This is a genomic window from Sporosarcina newyorkensis (assembly GCF_900167515.1).
GTDB classification, from domain to species: domain Bacteria; phylum Bacillota; class Bacilli; order Bacillales_A; family Planococcaceae; genus Sporosarcina; species Sporosarcina newyorkensis.
The window spans coordinates 669774-686963 of record NZ_FUYJ01000001.1 but is presented as its reverse complement, the minus strand read 5'-3'; the positions used below and the strand labels follow the sequence as shown (position 1 = coordinate 686963).

At 41.7% G+C, this 17190-nt stretch carries 16 protein-coding genes and 1 other annotated feature; of the genes, 14 read left to right on the top strand and 2 right to left on the bottom strand.

Features of this window, described 5'->3' with window-relative positions; all coding sequences use genetic code 11:
- Positions 1–61 precede the first annotated feature (61 nt).
- The 9 genes from B5D59_RS03630 to B5D59_RS03585 all read left to right on the top strand — a co-directional run bounded on the left by B5D59_RS03630 (position 62) and on the right by B5D59_RS03585 (position 9162).
- Complete coding sequence (locus B5D59_RS03630) at positions 62–1084, top strand: glyceraldehyde-3-phosphate dehydrogenase (RefSeq protein WP_078816869.1); 1023 nt, start codon at positions 62–64, stop codon at positions 1082–1084.
- 117 nt (positions 1085–1201) lie between these two features.
- On the top strand, positions 1202–1669 hold the full coding sequence (gene nrdR, locus B5D59_RS03625; protein WP_009497650.1) for a transcriptional regulator NrdR: 468 nt from the start codon (positions 1202–1204) through the stop codon (positions 1667–1669).
- 33 nt (positions 1670–1702) lie between these two features.
- The gene (locus B5D59_RS03620; RefSeq protein ID WP_078816868.1) at positions 1703–3064 is read left to right on the top strand and encodes a replication initiation and membrane attachment family protein; all 1362 of its coding nucleotides are present in this window, start codon (positions 1703–1705) and stop codon (positions 3062–3064) included.
- On the top strand, positions 3065–4006 hold the full coding sequence (gene dnaI, locus B5D59_RS03615; RefSeq protein ID WP_009497648.1) for a primosomal protein DnaI: 942 nt from the start codon (positions 3065–3067) through the stop codon (positions 4004–4006). It begins immediately after the preceding gene.
- 187 nt (positions 4007–4193) lie between these two features.
- Positions 4194–4420 (top strand) — a binding site (T-box leader).
- A 47-nt stretch (positions 4421–4467) separates the two neighbouring features.
- Entirely contained in the window at positions 4468–6402 is a 1935-nt protein-coding gene (gene thrS, locus B5D59_RS03605; RefSeq protein WP_078816867.1) for a threonine--tRNA ligase, read from the top strand.
- 1231 nt (positions 6403–7633) lie between these two features.
- Positions 7634–8140 (top strand): translation initiation factor IF-3, encoded by a 507-nt coding sequence (gene infC, locus B5D59_RS03600; protein ID WP_040759255.1) that lies wholly within the window; start codon positions 7634–7636, stop codon positions 8138–8140.
- A gap of 26 nt (positions 8141–8166) precedes the next feature.
- Entirely contained in the window at positions 8167–8367 is a 201-nt protein-coding gene (rpmI, locus tag B5D59_RS03595; protein WP_009497645.1) for a 50S ribosomal protein L35, read from the top strand.
- 68 nt (positions 8368–8435) lie between these two features.
- The gene (gene rplT, locus B5D59_RS03590) at positions 8436–8795 is read left to right on the top strand and encodes a 50S ribosomal protein L20 (protein ID WP_009497644.1); all 360 of its coding nucleotides are present in this window, start codon (positions 8436–8438) and stop codon (positions 8793–8795) included.
- A gap of 76 nt (positions 8796–8871) precedes the next feature.
- The gene (locus B5D59_RS03585; RefSeq protein WP_245799437.1) at positions 8872–9162 is read left to right on the top strand and encodes a DUF1294 domain-containing protein; all 291 of its coding nucleotides are present in this window, start codon (positions 8872–8874) and stop codon (positions 9160–9162) included.
- A gap of 37 nt (positions 9163–9199) precedes the next feature.
- On the opposite strand, the gene B5D59_RS03580 is transcribed toward B5D59_RS03585, so the two are convergent.
- Positions 9200–9580 (bottom strand): hypothetical protein, encoded by a 381-nt coding sequence (locus B5D59_RS03580; RefSeq protein ID WP_009497642.1) that lies wholly within the window; start codon positions 9578–9580, stop codon positions 9200–9202.
- A gap of 94 nt (positions 9581–9674) precedes the next feature.
- Between B5D59_RS03580 and B5D59_RS03575 the strand changes: the two genes are divergently transcribed.
- The 5 genes from B5D59_RS03575 (at position 9675) to B5D59_RS03555 (ending at position 15267) form a co-directional block, all read left to right on the top strand.
- Entirely contained in the window at positions 9675–10160 is a 486-nt protein-coding gene (locus B5D59_RS03575; RefSeq protein WP_040759253.1) for a dUTP diphosphatase, read from the top strand.
- Between the two features lie 144 nt (positions 10161–10304).
- Positions 10305–10793, top strand: a complete 489-nt coding sequence (locus tag B5D59_RS03570; protein WP_050804681.1) for a helix-turn-helix domain-containing protein — start codon at positions 10305–10307, stop codon at positions 10791–10793.
- 124 nt (positions 10794–10917) lie between these two features.
- Positions 10918–11901, top strand: coding sequence for a zinc-binding dehydrogenase (locus tag B5D59_RS03565; protein WP_078816866.1), 984 nt, complete (start codon positions 10918–10920; stop codon positions 11899–11901).
- A 24-nt stretch (positions 11902–11925) separates the two neighbouring features.
- A complete protein-coding gene (locus B5D59_RS03560; RefSeq protein ID WP_078816865.1) occupies positions 11926–13614 on the top strand; it encodes a formate--tetrahydrofolate ligase in 1689 nt (562 codons plus the stop codon).
- 174 nt (positions 13615–13788) lie between these two features.
- Entirely contained in the window at positions 13789–15267 is a 1479-nt protein-coding gene (locus B5D59_RS03555) for a GGDEF domain-containing protein (protein WP_176132483.1), read from the top strand.
- Between the two features lie 44 nt (positions 15268–15311).
- Here the strand turns inward: B5D59_RS03555 and B5D59_RS03550 are convergent, their stop codons facing one another.
- Positions 15312–17003: a M3 family oligoendopeptidase gene (locus B5D59_RS03550; RefSeq protein WP_078816863.1), complete on the bottom strand. Its 1692-nt coding sequence runs from the start codon at positions 17001–17003 to the stop codon at positions 15312–15314.
- Positions 17004–17190: the final 187 nt, after the last annotated feature.

Below are 17190 nucleotides of genomic sequence, written 5' to 3'. Positions count from 1 at the left end.
TGTTATACTAATTAACGATAAAAGATAATAAGTATAACATACATGCAGGAGGATCCCTTTCATGACTACTACAATTGCAATTAACGGACTCGGCCGTATTGGACGGATGGTATTCCGTCAAATCATCAAGGAAGAAGATGTTAATTTAGTTGCCGTAAACGCGACATATCCAGCAGAAACGATTGCTCACCTATTAAAATATGATTCCACTCACGGTGTGTTTGACGGTGACATTCAAACTGAAGAAAATGCCATCATTGTAGACGGCAAACGTGTACAACTCATATCTGAACGCGACCCATCAAAGCTGCCGTGGAAAGAACTCGGTGTTGACATCGTGATCGAATCAACAGGTGTATTTAATTCACGTGAAAAAGCAGCACTTCACTTAGGATCCGGAGCAAAGAAAGTAATCTTGACGGCTCCTGGTAAAAATGAAGATGTCACAGTAGTACTTGGTGTTAATGATGATAAACTGGACGTTGAAAAACACAGCGTTATTTCGAATGCCAGCTGTACGACCAACTGTTTGGCGCCAGTAGCAAAAGTATTGAACGATGAGTTTGGTATTGTGAATGGCTTAATGACAACGGTACATGCTTACACGAATGACCAGAAAAACTTGGATAATCCACATAAAGATTTACGTCGTGCTCGTTCTTGCGGCGAGTCAATTATCCCAACTTCAACTGGAGCAGCGAAAGCATTATCTTTAGTCCTCCCTGAACTTGAAGGGAAAATTCATGGCTTGGCATTACGTATTCCAACACCAAACGTATCACTTGTAGACTTAGTTGTAGACGTAGAAAAAGATGTGACTGTTGAGAAAGTGAATAATGCATTTCTAAAAGCAGCAAATGGGCCATTGAAAGGTATCATGCGTTTCACGACGGAACCGCTTGTTTCTATCGACTTCAACACGACAACAGAATCTGCAACGATTGACGGTCTTTCCACGATGGTAATGGGGGATCGTAAGATAAAAGTACTTGCTTGGTATGACAATGAGTGGGGCTATTCAGCACGCGTAGTCCAATTAACTAAAAAAGTAGCAGCTGCTTTGAACAATAAAGTAATTTTATAATGGCAGAGCGAACACTTCACCATAATCGGTGAAGTGTTTTTCATTACCCTTCTGTTGTTGTACCGGCAGTTTCTGTTATAATGAAAGGTACCAATTAAAAATGCGGAGGAACCGACTATGTTATGTCCAGCTTGCCATTACAATGGAACACGCGTTATCGATTCGCGTCCGGCAGAAGAAAATCGCTCAATTCGTAGAAGACGTGAATGCGAAAAATGTAGTTATCGTTTCACGACTTTTGAAAAAGTAGAACATACCCCGCTCATTGTCGTCAAAAAAGACGCAACGCGCGAGGAGTTCAGCAGTGAAAAATTGCTTAGAGGTTTAATTCGTGCCTGTGAAAAGCGAGCCGTCCCTATAGAAAAATTGAAAGGTATTGTTATCTCGATTGAAAAAGAGCTGCGAAGTGCAGGGATCGTAGAAATAGACTCCGATCAAGTAGGTGAAATGGTGATGGAACGGTTGATTGACGTAGACGAAGTTGCATACGTCCGCTTTGCTTCTGTTTATCGGCAATACAAAGATATCACCGTGTTCATAGATGAATTACAGCATTTACAAAGCAGGAAAGACCAACAAGAGTAAATTGTTTAACCAGAGGAGGAGGAGATTGTCATAATGCTTTATACAGAACTACAGCCTGTCGATTCCTTCCAAGTAAAACTAGCGCATCCTTTTTCCTTTTATGACCGGCAGATGATCACTTTGTTTTATCAGCCACTCATCGGTTCAGAGGCTGTCAGTTTGTTTTTGACACTTTGGACGGATGCTGAAAATATGGAGGCCCAAGAGCATACTCATTACTATTTAATGAATATCTTATCATTCCCACTTCAAAGAATTTTTGAAGCGAGAATTTCATTAGAGGCGATTGGATTGCTTCGGACTTATAAAAAAACAGATGAGATGGAGAACCGCTCTTTTCTATACGAGTTACTGCCGCCGCTAGACGCGCCTTCTTTCTTTCACGATCCGTTATTATCCACTTTTTTATTCAGTAAAATAGGTGAACAGCCATATCGCCAACTACGCAGCCGGTTTCTTCAAGAATCAATCAATGAAGAAATGTATCAAGACATTTCCCGTACTTTTTTAGACGTATTTCAGCCTGCAAGAGGGGATCAGGCTATGGAGTTAACATATGGCTTGGAGTTTCAAGGGAAAACAGTTGCCCCTGGAATCCCTTTTTATATGTCAGATTTCAACTTCGAGTTATTTTATAGCGGACTGTCTGAACAAATGATTCCGAAGTCTTCACTTCGCAGTATTTCCCAGGAAATGATAGCAAAACTTTCTTTTTTATATACATTGACGCCTTTGGATATGCAAAAAGTTGTGATGATTGCAATGGACGAAAACCATCAAGTTACAGAGGAGCGGGCGCGAAAAGCCGCCGCTGAATTTTATAAGATGAACCGCTCGAAAGTGCCGCCTCGTTTAAAGAAAGCATTCGCTTTACCGGTAAATGATGAGCCAATGCCAGAAGACTTGAGTCGGGAAGAAGAGTTGGTTTATTATTTAGAAAATATTTCTACAATTGATATGCTAAGGCAGATTACTGACAAAGAACCATTATCAGTCGATATTAATTTAGCAGAAGAACTTATTCTGACTCACGAGTTTCCAATTGGTGTTGTAAATGCGTTGTTCCAATACATCATGTTGCGTAACGATATGAAAATTACGAAAGGCTTTGCAGAACGCATTGCCTCTCATTGGGCAAGTAAAAAAGTAGAGGATGTCAAGACAGCGCTTGAGCTTGCACGAAAAGAACATGATAAATATATGAAGTGGCTAAAAGAAGGAAAACAGCCGAATACAGGTACACGAAAACCAATTCGAGAAGAGAAAGTGCCTGAATGGTTTGCCAAACGTACCAATAAATCGAAAAAAGCAGAAACGCCTTCTGATTTTAACGTAGAGGAAGAACGACGGAAATTAATGAAGGAACTGGGGATTCAAGAAACAGAGGTGAAATAATTGGAACGAATCGGAGATGCTATGAAGCGGGTGGTCAATGCTCCTTCATTGGCTGCAAAATACGAGGAACTTCGGCAAGAAGTGCTAGAAGACATTGCTGTCCAGCAATTCATCAGTGAACATTCAGACGAAATCAATACAGAAGTAGTGAATCGCAGTTTAGGGAAACTGTATGAGTTCTCAACCGCCTCGCATGCTTGTGAACGCTGTCCAAACCTAGAAGGCTGCGTCAATGTCATGAAAGGATTCGAACCCAAACTGGTAATCGCACAGCGTCTCATCGACCTGGACTACGTCGTCTGTCCGACCAAGCAACTTGACGATGAACGTCGAAATGTATCGAAAATGGTCAATAGCATGTATATGCCAAAAGATGTGATGGAAGCTCGACTGTCAAATGTCGATTTTAAAACTGAAGACAGCCGTGTCCAAATCATGCGGGCTGCGAAGAATTTTTTGAACACCATTGACTCCACAGGTGAGATTCCTGAACGCGGTTTGTATTTGTATGGAGATTATGGAGTTGGGAAGTCCTTCATATTAGGCGCTTTGGCGAATGAACTGGCAACACGTAAAATTCAAACAGTTGTTGTATACGTCCCAGAGTTTTTACGTGAAATGAAGCAATCTATCCAAAACCAGACATTGGATGAAAAAGTGGAATTCGTCAAAAAAGCTCCGATATTAATGTTGGATGATATCGGTGCTGAAACGATGTCAAGCTGGACCAGAGATGAAGTGCTCGGTACCATCTTGCAATATCGAATGGCCGAAAAATTGCCTGTCTTCTTCACATCCAATTTCGATTACGATGTGCTCGAACATCATTTGACCACATCTCAGCGCGGTGAAAAGGAACCGATGAAAGCAGGCCGGCTCATGGAAAGAATTCGCATGGTCAGCACTCCGCTCAAACTGGGCGGTAAAAACTGGCGGGATTGATGTTATATAATGTTTTTTATTAAGGCTTAAAGCGTCCCGTCTGCAGCATAAATCTCGTGTCGCCGCTAAACTTTACTTATGCCATTTCATCGGATTTTGGTTATGAAATTAAGGAAATAAGAAAATAAACTTGCAATTCCGCTCAGACTTTTTTATACTATTACTCAGTTCAATATAAATAATTTGTCAAAATGCATCGAAGAGGACAACAGTTACTTTTTCACCTTTCAGAGAGCAGGGGCATGGCTGAAACCCTTGCAGGCAGGAAAAATAATTTACCACCTCCAAGCAGCATCAGTGAATATAGTAGCTGATGACGGTAACGGCCCGTTAGCCGATCGAAAGCTTCATCTATTCGCAAATGCGAACAGAAGGAAGAAGGGTGGAACCACGAGCTCAAGCCTCGTCCCTTTAGGGATGAGGCTTTTTTGTGTTCAAAAAAAGAAAGGGAGTATGGCAAAATGGCAGAAAACATTCATTTAACTTTTCCGGATGGAGCAGTAAAGGAATTTGAAAATGGAACAACAACAGAAGATGTTGCGGGGTCTATCAGTCCTGGATTGCGAAAAAGTGCATTGGCAGGGAAAATTGGAGATCAGCTAATCGATTTGAAAACACCGATCCATGAAGATGGGGAAATCAGTATCGTGACACCAACTTCAGACGAAGCATTGGAAATCTTACGTCATAGTACTGCTCACCTTTTAGCACAAGCTGTCAAACGTAAGTTTCCTGACGCGAAGCTTGGAATCGGTCCGGTTATTGAAAACGGATTTTACTATGATATCGATTCACCGACGCCGATCACAGCAGAGGATCTACCAGAATTAGAAAAAGAAATGAAACGGATCATTGGTGAAAATCTTCCTATTGTGCGTCATGATGTTTCACGAGAAGAAGCAGAAAAACGTTTCAAAGAAATTGATGATGAATATAAATTGGAACTTCTTGAAGCAATTCCCGAGGGTGAACAAGTCTCAATCTATGAACAAGGCGAGTTTTTCGACCTTTGCCGTGGAATTCACGTACCGTCTACCGGTAAACTAAAAGAGTTCAAATTGCTCAGCATTGCGGGCGCTTATTGGAGAGGGAACTCTGACAATAAAATGCTTCAACGTATTTACGGAACAGCTTTCTTCAAAAAAGATGAACTGAAAGAGCATTTGCGTTTATTGGAAGAAGCGAAAGAGCGTGACCACCGTAAAATCGGTAAAGAACTGAACCTTTTTACGAACTCTCAAAAAGTAGGACAAGGTTTGCCGCTATGGCTGCCAAAAGGCGCTACAATTCGTCGAGTCATCGAACGGTATATTGTAGATAAAGAGGAAAGACTGGGTTACGATCACGTCTATACACCTGTTTTGGGAAGTGTAGATTTATACAAGACATCCGGACACTGGGACCACTATCAAGACAGCATCTTCCCGGTGATGGAAATGGATAATGAAAGCCTGATCCTGCGCCCGATGAACTGTCCTCATCATATGATGGTCTATAAGAATGGTATTCACTCTTACAGGAACTTACCTGTTCGAATTGCTGAACTTGGAACCATGCATCGTTATGAAATGTCTGGGGCACTTTCCGGTTTGCAAAGGGTACGCGGAATGACGTTAAACGATGCGCATATCTTTGTTCGTCCTGATCAAATTAAAGAAGAATTGAAAAATGTAATTTTATTAATTATCGAAGTGTATAAAGACTTTAATATTAAAGATTATACGTTCCGTCTGTCATATCGTGATCCCGCGGATACAAAGAAATACTTTGATGATGATGAAATGTGGGAACGCGCACAGTCCATGCTGAAAGAAGCAATGGATGAGTTAGAGCTTCCTTATACAGAAGAAGAAGGCGAAGCCGCATTCTATGGTCCGAAACTGGATGTTCAAGTGAAAACAGCTATCGGCATGGAAGAAACACTTTCTACGGCACAACTCGATTTCCTTCAGCCTGAACGCTTCGACTTAACGTACATTGGCGAAGACGGGAAACAACATCGTCCAGTCGTCATCCACCGTGGTGTCGTATCCACAATGGAACGTTTCGTTGCATTCTTAATCGAAGAATATAAAGGAGCTTTCCCGACTTGGCTTGCACCTGTTCAAGTAGAAGTGATCCCGGTCTCGCCTGAAGTGCATTTCGACTATGCAATTCAAGTGAAAGAGCAATTGACAGCAGCTGGATTCCGCGTCGATGTAGACAGCCGTGATGAGAAGATCGGTTACAAAATCCGTGAAGCGCAAGTTCAAAAAGTACCTTATATGCTCGTCCTTGGAGATAAAGAGGTCGAGTCCGGTGAGGTCAATGTCCGGAAGTATGGTGAACAAAAATCCGAAAGCATGTCTTTCGAAGCGTTCTTGGAATTAATTCAGGAAGACGTGAAGAAAGACTAAATCTTTTTAGGGGTTTGCTTTCTCTAACTGGACAATTAGTTTTGTGCCGTCGTTCGACTTATAGTGTGTCCGGGACGAAGTACATGTTGTGCTTTGGCACCGCTACGCCGCTGGGGATTGCCTCCCGCTAAGAGCCAACTAGCAAAGGACGCTAGCTGTCTCTTGGCTTCGGCCGACCCCGCAGTTGCGGCTTTGCTGGTTTGATGAAGCTAATAAGCGTATTGTTTAAAACTAAGAAAGCTCCGGCACCTGGTTTAGTAGTCAGAAGCCCATGAGCGAAAATATATACCCGGGGCTTTCACTTACTCAACGAAGGCGCCTTACAAGCGGTAGGCGGAGTGATGAGACAGACAGGCGCTTTTCCTGACTGGCTCGTCGCGGGAGCCATCCGCAAGCGCCGAAGTAGTTTCAATGACGTTACTCATTTTTTGTTCCGTTGCTCGAATACCAGTGTGTCCTAGACAGAGTACATGTGGTGCTTTGGCACCGCTACGCCGCTGGGGGATTGCCTCCCGCCAAGAGCCAACTAGCAAAAAGCGCTAGCTGTCTCCTGGCTTCGGCTGACCCCGCAGTTGCGGCTTCGCTAGTGTGGTAAAACTAGTGAGAAAAGTGTTTAAAGTTGGGGAAACTTCGGCAACCGATTTAGTAGTCAGAAGCCAATGTGCAAAAATATATACCTAGGGCATTCACTCACTAAACGAAGGCGCCTTACAAGCGGTAGGCGGAGTGATGGGACAGACAGGTGCACTTCCTGACTGGCTCATCGCGGGAGCCATCCGCAAGCGCCGAAGTGATTTCAATAACGTTACTTATTTTTGCTGTTTTTTGCTTAAGAAAATAATAGTTGCCAAATATTCACGAGTGAGCTATACTATGAAAGTTGAATTCTTTTGAATCTAAAATGTGCATTCGATAACAAGTTTCAAACCTAGTGGTTGACACGTTATCCAAAACATGATAAAGTAAATAAGGTTAAATGAATACAGTTTGTGGTATAAGAAGAGGCTACCCGCTTCTCACCTGATCGACGCAATAAAGTTGTTGACAGGTTGGCACATGAGTGAATTTCTATGCATGCATTGCATAGATTACTTACGCGGGTAGACAAATAACATTTGTCTACTTTTTTTATTTCGTAAAATGAATGGACCTGTGGGATCGGATTATTCGACATACCCAATACGTGTATTCACGAGACAACATTCGGAGGTGGATTACTATTAGCAAAGACATGTACGTAAATGACGGTATCCGAGCACGTGAACTACGCTTAATTGATCACAATGGTGAGCAACTCGGTATCAAAACACGTAATGAAGCTTTGGATATTGCTGCTCGAGTGAACCTGGACCTTGTTCTTGTCGCTCCACAAGCGAAGCCCCCAGTAGCTCGTGTTATGGACTATGGAAAGTTCAAGTTCGAACAGCAAAAGAAAGAGCGTGAAGTTCGTAAAAATCAAAAGATCATCAATTTGAAAGAAGTTCGGCTAAGCCCGACAATTGATGAGCATGATTTCCAAACGAAACTTCGTAACGGAATCAAGTTCCTCGAAAATGGGGACAAGGTAAAAGCTTCGATTCGTTTCCGTGGCCGTGCGATCACGCACAAAGAAATTGGCCAACGTGTGCTCGATCGCTTTGCAGAAGCTTGCAAAGAAGTCGCAACTGTTGAAGTAAAACCAAAAATGGAAGGCCGGAGCATGTTCTTAATACTTGCACCGCTTGCCGAAAAAAAGTAACACGAACAATTTAGGAGGAACAGAACATGCCAAAAATGAAAACTCACCGCGGTTCCGCGAAACGTTTCAAAAAAACTGGATCTGGTAAATTAAAACGCGGCCGTGCGTATACAAGTCACCTTTTTGCAAACAAGTCAACGAAGGCAAAACGTCACCTTCGTAAATCTGCACTAGTTTCTTCAGGCGATTACAAGCGAATTCGTGAAATGCTAACAAACATGAAGTAATACAGGTAGAACTCGCTGGATGAATTCTAACAACACACACTTACAGGATAAGCAGGAGGTAATGCACTATGCCACGCGTAAAAGGTGGAACAGTCACGCGCAAGCGTCATAAACGAGTATTGAAATTAGCAAAAGGCTACTTTGGTTCAAAACATAGACTTTATAAGGTTGCTAACCAACAGGTAATGAAATCTTATAACTATGCATACCGTGACCGTCGTCAAAAGAAACGTGACTTCCGTAAACTATGGATCACACGTATCAATGCGGCTGCACGTATGAATGGCCTTTCATACAGCACATTAATGCACGGCTTGAAAGTAGCTGGCATCGATGTTAACCGTAAAATGCTTGCAGATCTTGCTGTTACAGATGCACAAGCATTTGCACAGCTTGCAGAAACTGCAAAAAAATCGGTTGCAAAATAAGATGAACTAAAAGCCGCTTTCGTTTTCATTCTTATATGGAAACGGAGCGGTTTTTCTATGTGAAGGAGTGGGTAAGTTGGTACAAACCCTGATGATTTATATGGCAATCCTTTCTATATGGGCATTTGCAGCTATGGGATTTGATAAAAAACAAGCACAAAAGAAAAAAAAGCGTATTCCAGAAAGGAATCTTTGGTTACTCGCACTACTAGGCGGCGGTGTCGGTGCCTACTTCGGCATGCAAATATTTCGTCATAAAACGAGAAAGACTGCTTTTCGAATCGGTTTTTTGTTATTCGCAATGTTAGACGTTGTAATCCTGCTTGCCGCGTCAGGTGTTAAATTGCCGACTTCTATTACCTTTTAAAAAAGGAATAGCCCATATGCGCTATTCCTTTAAAGAATTATGATTTCATTAACTGCTCGATAGGATTCTTCCAATTGATCTCGGCGTGTGGATAATTAGTTTTGACCTCGGATTCTAAAAAATAGAAGTCCTCCTTTGTCATCCCTTGCAGTTTAGACTCGTCCTTTACCCAGATGAAAATGGATATGACATCGAATGAATCTGTTGTCGTGCCTAAATACTTCTCGCCTTCAAATAATGCACCTTTATACGTGATGAAGAAATTTTTTCGGATATTTTTCACATCATCATAAAAATAGTATTGCTCTTTTTCATGCGCTTCATCCAGTTTCCGCTTAGCATCCGTCAAATAGCGAATACCTACATAAAATAAGTAAATGACAAGAGCTATAATGAACACGCGAATCAATAAAACCATGAAATCAACTCCTGAACACTATATAATACTTTACTATACGGATGAACAGGATATAAGGTTTCATTCTACAGCAAACTTTCGGGGGGATTTTGAAATGAAATTACACCAATTATTCGAAATGCAGAAAGCATTGGATGCATACATACAAGCAAACCACCAACAAGCCGAAACATTCAATGAAAGAGGATTGGCGTTATTGGTGGAATTGTCGGAGTTAGCGAATGAAACGAGATGTTTTAAATTTTGGAGCACGAAAGGTCCTTCCGCGGATGAAGTCGTTCTTGAAGAGTACGTGGACTCTATTCACTTCCTTCTTTCGTTAGGAATTGAAAAAGGGTTTGACGACTTGGATGAATGGCCTACGAGTGATGAACTAGAACGGGATCTAACTCAATTATTTTTACAAACAGGACAGTCCATCTACAAGTTTTTGGATGACTTGACGTTTGACAATTACAAAGATGTTTGGATGCGGTATGGGGCATTGGCCAAAACATTGGGCTTTACAGAACAGCAGATCATTCAAGCTTATATTGACAAAAATGAAGAAAATTATGCACGTCAAAGAAATGGCTATTGAGCTCTACTGCTATGTATTTGATATATCGCGGTTCAGATGATACGATTCTTTCGAGCCTTATATGAATTTCATATAAAATCAATTGACAAAAAGACCTTTTTATCAATAAAATAAATGAGTAGAGCTCAAATGGGGGGTATTTCGTTGAACGAATGGAGTAAAGATGACTTTGGATTGCGTTTGAAAGCACTTAGAGAGCGACGAGGGCTTTCGATGATGGCATTTGGTGCCGCAATCGGAACATCTGCTAGTCGAATAAAAGATTGGGAGCGCGGGAAAAATGCCCCATCCGCTGCCTGGATTGCCAAAATTTCAGAACGTTTTTCGGTGTCTACAGATGAATTGATCATGGGTGAAGTAACCTTTACTCCTTATATAAAAACGACAGGAAACACCGTCGAATCGCTGTATGATCGACTTCGCGAAACAATGAATGCAGAATCCTCTGGAAAATGGCCATCCGAAAGCGATGAGATGTATGCGGAAATCGATTCAACTAATAAAGAACGATACCGCAGTGGGAAAGGCCGACGCTTAGCCGAAAAAGAATTAATGGAACTGGTTATCAGACTGCCTAAAAAAGATGTACTTGAACTATTAGAATTAGCTAAATATAAAAGACGTAACATCTAACACAATGACTCGATTGTTCATTGTGTTTTTTTGTGTCTGAAATATGGAATAGAGTGAAGTATATGAAAACATTTAATAATACGTTATGATAGAAGCGTATATAAATGTGGGAAGGATGAGTTGAATGAAAGCTTTTGTACATGAGAATGGCAAATTGCAGTTTACTAATATCGCAGAACCTATGGCAGGTAAAGGAGAAGTGGTAGTCGCATTGAAAACTGCTGGTCTGAACCGCCGCGACACGAAAATTCCAATTCGGCGGGGAGATGCCAAAGAACCTCTAGTGCTAGGTTCTGATGGGGCGGGTATCATTGAGTCAATAGGTGAAGGTGTAACAAATTGGAGTGTCGGCGATAAAGTAATCATCAACCCATCGCTTCGTTGGTTTGAAAAAAGTGATGCGCCTTCAAAGGAGTTCGATATTCTAGGTATGCCGGATCACGGTACATTTGCTGAAAAAATTTGTCTTCCAGCAGACCAGTTAGAAAAGAAACCTTCTTATTTAACTTGGGAGGAGTCTGCTGTTATCGCACTTGCCGGCTTGACAGGTTACCGCGCACTGGTGACGAAAGGACAAATACAAAAGGGACAGACCGTATTTTTTCCTGGCGCGGGGAGCGGCGTCGCAACATTTTTAATTCAGTTCGCTAAGAAGCTTGGAGCGCGTGTAATTGTCTCTTCTCGAAGCGAAGAGAAAAGACGTCAGGCAACTGAAATAGGTGCAGATCTGGCGATTAATACAAATAGTGACTGGCAAGCTGAACTGCAAGATGAATGTGTGGATTTAGTAATAGAAAGTGTGGGAAGAGCGACATTTAATCGTTCCCTTGATGTCTTGAAACAAGGCGGCCGGATCGTTGTATTCGGAGCTACGACAGAGGATACAGTCGATCTTAATTTGCGGGAGTTCTTTTATGGTCAGTACACATTGCTTGGAACGACGATGGGCAGTCGTGAGGAATTACGTGAGATGTTATCATTTATTGAAACGCATCAAATTCATCCAGTTATTGATTCAGTTCTTCCGCTCGCAGAAACAAATGATGCATTTGCCAAGCTAGACGACAGTGTACAATTCGGTAAAATCGTTTTACAAATTATGCAATGAGACTATCCGAGAAATAGAAAGGCAGTGGGGGCAGTGGCGGAACAGGTGAAAACGCTGACGGATTTAGAAATTGCTTCAAAAGCAAAAATGCAGCCAATTGAAAAAATAGCGGAAAAAGCAGGAATACCTATAGATGCTCTTGAGTTATATGGGAAGTTCAAAGCGAAAATCAATGTGGATTTAATACCAAAAGAAACAAATCAAGCAAAGGTGGTCTTAGTCACAGCCACGAGTCCTACGCCGGCAGGAGAAGGGAAATCGACAGTGACGGTTGGTCTTGGTGATGCGCTTTCCCGCTTAGGTAAGAAAACGATGGTTGCTTTACGTGAACCTTCATTAGGTCCTGTAATGGGTGTCAAAGGAGGTGCCACTGGTGGCGGCTTCTCACAAGTAGTGCCGATGGAAGACATCAACCTTCATTTTACGGGAGATCTTCATGCAATCACAACTGTGAATAATGCACTGAGTGCGATGATTGATAATCATCTGCATCAAGGAAATTTGTTAAATATTGATCCGCGTCGTATAACATGGAAACGTGTTATGGATATGAATGACCGGGCTCTTCGCCATATAACTATTGGACTCGGCGGACCCGCTCAAGGAGTACCACGGGAAGAAGGGTTTGATATTACGGTTGCTTCTGAAATTATGGCTGTGTTCTGTTTGGCGACAGATTTGTCAGATCTCAAGGAGAGATTGGCACAGATCGTCATTGGCTACACGTATGAAAAAGAAGCTATAACAGTAAGGGACTTAGGGGTAGAAGGCGCACTTACTTTATTATTGAAAGATGCATTTAAACCCAATCTTGTCCAAACGATAGAAGGTACGCCAGCATTGATTCATGGAGGCCCTTTTGCAAATATTGCACACGGTTGTAATTCATTAATCGCGACAAACACTGCCCGTAATCTTGCAGACTTTGTGGTGACGGAAGCAGGGTTCGGTTCGGACTTAGGTGCGGAGAAGTTCATGGATATCAAAGCGCGGAAAGGGAATTTTCAGCCGGATGCAGTAGTCTTGGTGACGACAATCCGTGCGTTAAAAATGCAAGGCGGCGTAGCCAAGCAGGAATTGAAATCGGAAAATAGTTCTGCGGTTGAGCTAGGTTTAGTCAACTTAGAGAAGCATGTGGAAACGATTCGTGCATTCGGTGTTCAGCCAGTTGTTGCGTTGAATCATTTCATAGGAGATTCTGAAAGCGAACTTCAAAAAGTTCAACAATGGTGCAAGACAAATGCCGTAAAGATAGCTTTAACTAATGTCTGGAAAGACGGCGGGGCTGGTGGGGAGGAATTAGCGAAAGAAGTTCTCAAAGCATTAGATGAGCCAAATGAATTTGCCCCGATTTATGATGTGGAACAATCGGTCGAAGAGAAGGTGACCGCAATCGTCCAGAAAGTATATGGAGGATTAGGTGTTTTATTTACCGACCAAGCACTAAAAGATTTGGCTGAAATTCAGAAAAACGGCTGGGATTTACTACCTGTCTGCATGGCGAAGACACAGTATTCCTTTTCGGATGATCCCAAAAAACTTGGTCGGCCTACTGATTTCATGATCACAATACGCAGTATTTTGCCGAAGCTTGGTGCTGGATTCCTCGTTTGTTTAACAGGTGACATCATGACAATGCCTGGTCTTCCAAAACAGCCAGCTGCGCTGAAAATGGATATAGATGAAGATGGCAAGGCAAAAGGCTTAATGTGAACATACTTAGAATGCAAGGAGTCTAATTAGGCTCTTTGCTCTTTTTTTTGTAAAGTAATGCATGCATTGTGACAAAAGACTGAAAAAAAACCAAAATAAGGTCCCAATGGACTACTTTAATGATATAATATTTATAGAAGTTTATAACTATTGTTGAGGATGAGAGGTGATGGATTGGATAAGAATTTTCGCGGGAAATTAACAGTCATCCTCTTTTCATTCATGCTGTTTCTTTCACTCATTATCGTTGTGGCCGATTATCAGAAGCTGAAAAAGAATGTGCAAGCAAATCTGGAGACGAAAATTCAGAAGGCGGAAGATGAAATTATCACAAGTCTTTCCACTATTGATAAAGTCTATAACATACTAGACGTGGATCGTGCTGCGAATATGGAAGCGTATTCACTTAAACTGCTGGATCTGTATGAAGAAAATTCGGATTTTTCAACGTGGGATCTTGAGGCAATGGAAAAAGAAAGTGGAATGGATATTTTTATTATTAATTCTTCAAATGAAGTGATTGAGAGCAGTTACATAGAAGATATCGGTCTCAACTTTAATGAATGCTGCAAAAACTTTAGTACGTTATTGACAGAACGGCGTAAGCTTGGAGTTTTTTCTCATGATGCTCTGGATATTCAACAAAAAACAGGCGAATTCAAGAAATTTAGCTATATGCCGACTCCCGATGGAAAATTCTTAATTGAGCTGGCATATTACTTAGAGGATAAACTGGAATTCCAAGAATTTAATTTCAATGATACCACGGAGCGGTTGGAGCAGGAAAATGAGCAAATTAAATCGATCAACGTCTACACATCTTTCGGTTTACTGTTAGGTGACAGGAGAACGGATAGGGATGTAAGGGTGGCTGCATCTCGTGAAGAAGTCTTCAAAGAAGCTTTTAAGAAGTTCGAGAAAAGAGAACTAACTGTCGAGGAAAATGGGCAGACGTTAACTTATCGTTACATACCCTATAAAGCAGAGAAAGCGAAAGGACTTTCAACTAACCGTGTAGTGGAAATAGCATACTATGACGTCCCTTTCGCCAGTGTACTCGCATCATACAGAAATCAATTTATCTTTCAAATTATCGCGATTACAATCATTACCATTATTCTCTCGATTGTACTAGCTCGAATGATTTCAAGACCAGTATATTTAGCCTTCCATGATGTGTTGACTGGATTAAAGAATCGCGCAGCGTTCGAAGATACGGCTGTAGAATGGTTACGCCAAAAAAAGGGACCTTTGCAATTTATGATTATCGATTTGGATAACTTTAAATTGGTGAATGATTCACTTGGCCACGGAGAAGGAGACAAGATTCTAATTCAAGCTGCAGAAATTATTGGAAAAGAAAGTGGGAAAGATCACTTGGCAGCTCGGATTGGCGGCGACGAATTTGTCGTACTGTTTTCTCGGCTAACAGAAGAGCAAGTGAGGGAGCGAGCGGAAAATATGTTAAAGACAATGCGTCAATCGTTTAGTTACTTGCAAAAAGAAGAAATACCCTTGTCAATCAGTATTGGGATTGCAATCGCTGATGAGAAAGATACCATGCATACCCTCTATCATAAAGCGGACCTCGCTTTATACCAATCAAAGAAAAAAGGAAAGGATCAGTATTCGCTATATAATTCCGCAGAATAATCAAAACCGGTCATCTCAAAGTGGGATGACCGGTTTGATTGGAATCAATTAAGTTCGTTTACAGCTAACCAATTTCTGATTGAATCGGCAATAGATTGTACGGTGTCTTCTTCAAATGGAGACTGCAAGTGTGCTTCTTTGATGAGCTCCAAAAAGGATTTTGAACCACCAAGTTGGCAAAGATGTACATAATCTTTCCACGCGGAATCGAAATCTTCGATGGAACGCTGCCAGAATTGAAATGCGCAGATTTGAGCAAGCGTATAATCGATATAATAAAACGGCACTTCATAAATATGACCTTGTCGCTGCCAGAAGCCTCCTTGTTCTAAATACGGATGTCCATCATAGTCACGAGTCGGTAAATAGATATTTTCTAACTCTTTCCACACGGATTTTCGTTCACCAGGCGTCAGATCAGGCTGATCATAGATCCGGTGCTGAAATTCATCCACAGCTACTCCGTATGGTAAAAATAAGACACCTTCAAGTAAATGGGTATAACGATAGAGGTCGGCGTCCTTTTCAAAGAAAAGATCCATCCAAAACCAAGTGAAAAACTCCATACTCATCGAATGTATCTCTGCGCCTTCACTCGTGGGCCAGATATATTCGGGGATTCCAATATTTCGACTGGAATAAACTTGGAATGCATGGCCTGCTTCATGAGTTAAGACGTCGATATCACCGGAAGTACCATTGAAGTTGGAAAAGATAAAAGGAGAGTCGTAGTTATCGATGAAGGTACAATAGCCGCCGGCCTCTTTTCCTTTCTTCGCCACAAGATCCAGCAGATTTTTTCGTTTCATATAATCAAAAAAGCGTCCTGTCTCGCGAGAAAGTTCTTGATACATCTTTTGCCCATTTTCAATAATCCACTCCGGCGACCCGCTTGGCTGCGGATTGCCTTCAGGAAAGTGTAACGGTTCATCATAGAACTTTAATTTAGGTACATGGATTCGATTTGCCTGCCCATGACGAATTTCTGCAGCTAAGGGAACAATTGCCTCTCTAATTTGCTTTCTGAAACCTTCTACCATCTTTGCATCGTAGCCTATCCGATCCATCCGGACGTAACCAAGCTCTGTGAAATTCTTGTAACCAAGCGTCGTTGCTATTTTATGACGCACTGCAACGAGCTGATCGAAAAGGTCATCGAATTGATCCGCATGTGCAGCGAAGAAATCGGCTGACGCTTGCATAGCGTCTTTTCTTATCGAACGATCAAGCGACTCTTTATAAGGTCCGAGCTGAGCGAGAGTTAACGTCTCGCCTTGAAATTCTATTTGCGCTGAAGCGACAAGCTTCGCGTACTCAGAGATCAGTTTATTTTCTTGTTGCAAGAAAGGCTGTACCTCATCGGAGTATGAGCGGATTGCGTTTTCTGCTAAAGCGAACAATTGGGGTCCCCATTTAGCCTCGAGATCTCCACGGAATGGTGTAGTGAGCAATGCTTTATAATACTCGCTCTGCAACGCTTGGAATTGAGGTCCGATTTCATCAAAAACATCTCGCTCTTGCTGATAAAAAGAGTCGTTCGTATCGATGGAAGAGCGGATATACATGATATTTTCCTGTGTACTATAGTTCCTTGTGATCGTATTAATCTGCTCAATAATGGCGGATTGATCTTCGAATGAAGAGGCTTGTTGAAAATTTTCAAGAAGTGCATGGAATTGCTTTGAAAGTTCATTCATGTCTGGTCGGGTATACTTATAATCTTCAAAGGTAAGCATATAATTCCTCCTAATTCGTCTTAACGCAGTCTATCCATTCATTTTCGAGCAACTATTCATGAAAAGCAAACTTTTTATCAGAATTCATGGTCTTAAATTGCCCCCTACATGTAAAATGATGTAGGATAGAGGAAGCACTAAAGTGAACAGCGCTGAAATGCCCCAAGTGGTTGGCGATACTTTAAAG

Excerpts from the sequence above, each read along its gene's own strand:
- B5D59_RS03580 (WP_009497642.1), bottom strand. The coding sequence starts at position 9,580 with ATGGTTTTATTGATTCGCGTGTTCATTATAGCTCTTGTCATTTACTTA.
- rplT (WP_009497644.1), top strand. The coding sequence starts at position 8,436 with ATGCCACGCGTAAAAGGTGGAACAGTCACGCGCAAGCGTCATAAACGA.
- nrdR (WP_009497650.1), top strand. The coding sequence starts at position 1,202 with ATGTTATGTCCAGCTTGCCATTACAATGGAACACGCGTTATCGATTCG.
- B5D59_RS03565 (WP_078816866.1), top strand. The coding sequence starts at position 10,918 with ATGAAAGCTTTTGTACATGAGAATGGCAAATTGCAGTTTACTAATATC.
- B5D59_RS03575 (WP_040759253.1), top strand. The coding sequence starts at position 9,675 with ATGAAATTACACCAATTATTCGAAATGCAGAAAGCATTGGATGCATAC.
- infC (WP_040759255.1), top strand. The coding sequence starts at position 7,634 with ATGTACGTAAATGACGGTATCCGAGCACGTGAACTACGCTTAATTGAT.
- B5D59_RS03620 (WP_078816868.1), top strand. The coding sequence starts at position 1,703 with ATGCTTTATACAGAACTACAGCCTGTCGATTCCTTCCAAGTAAAACTA.
- thrS (WP_078816867.1), top strand. The coding sequence starts at position 4,468 with ATGGCAGAAAACATTCATTTAACTTTTCCGGATGGAGCAGTAAAGGAA.
- rpmI (WP_009497645.1), top strand. The coding sequence starts at position 8,167 with ATGCCAAAAATGAAAACTCACCGCGGTTCCGCGAAACGTTTCAAAAAA.
- B5D59_RS03630 (WP_078816869.1), top strand. The coding sequence starts at position 62 with ATGACTACTACAATTGCAATTAACGGACTCGGCCGTATTGGACGGATG.
- B5D59_RS03550 (WP_078816863.1), bottom strand. The coding sequence starts at position 17,003 with ATGCTTACCTTTGAAGATTATAAGTATACCCGACCAGACATGAATGAA.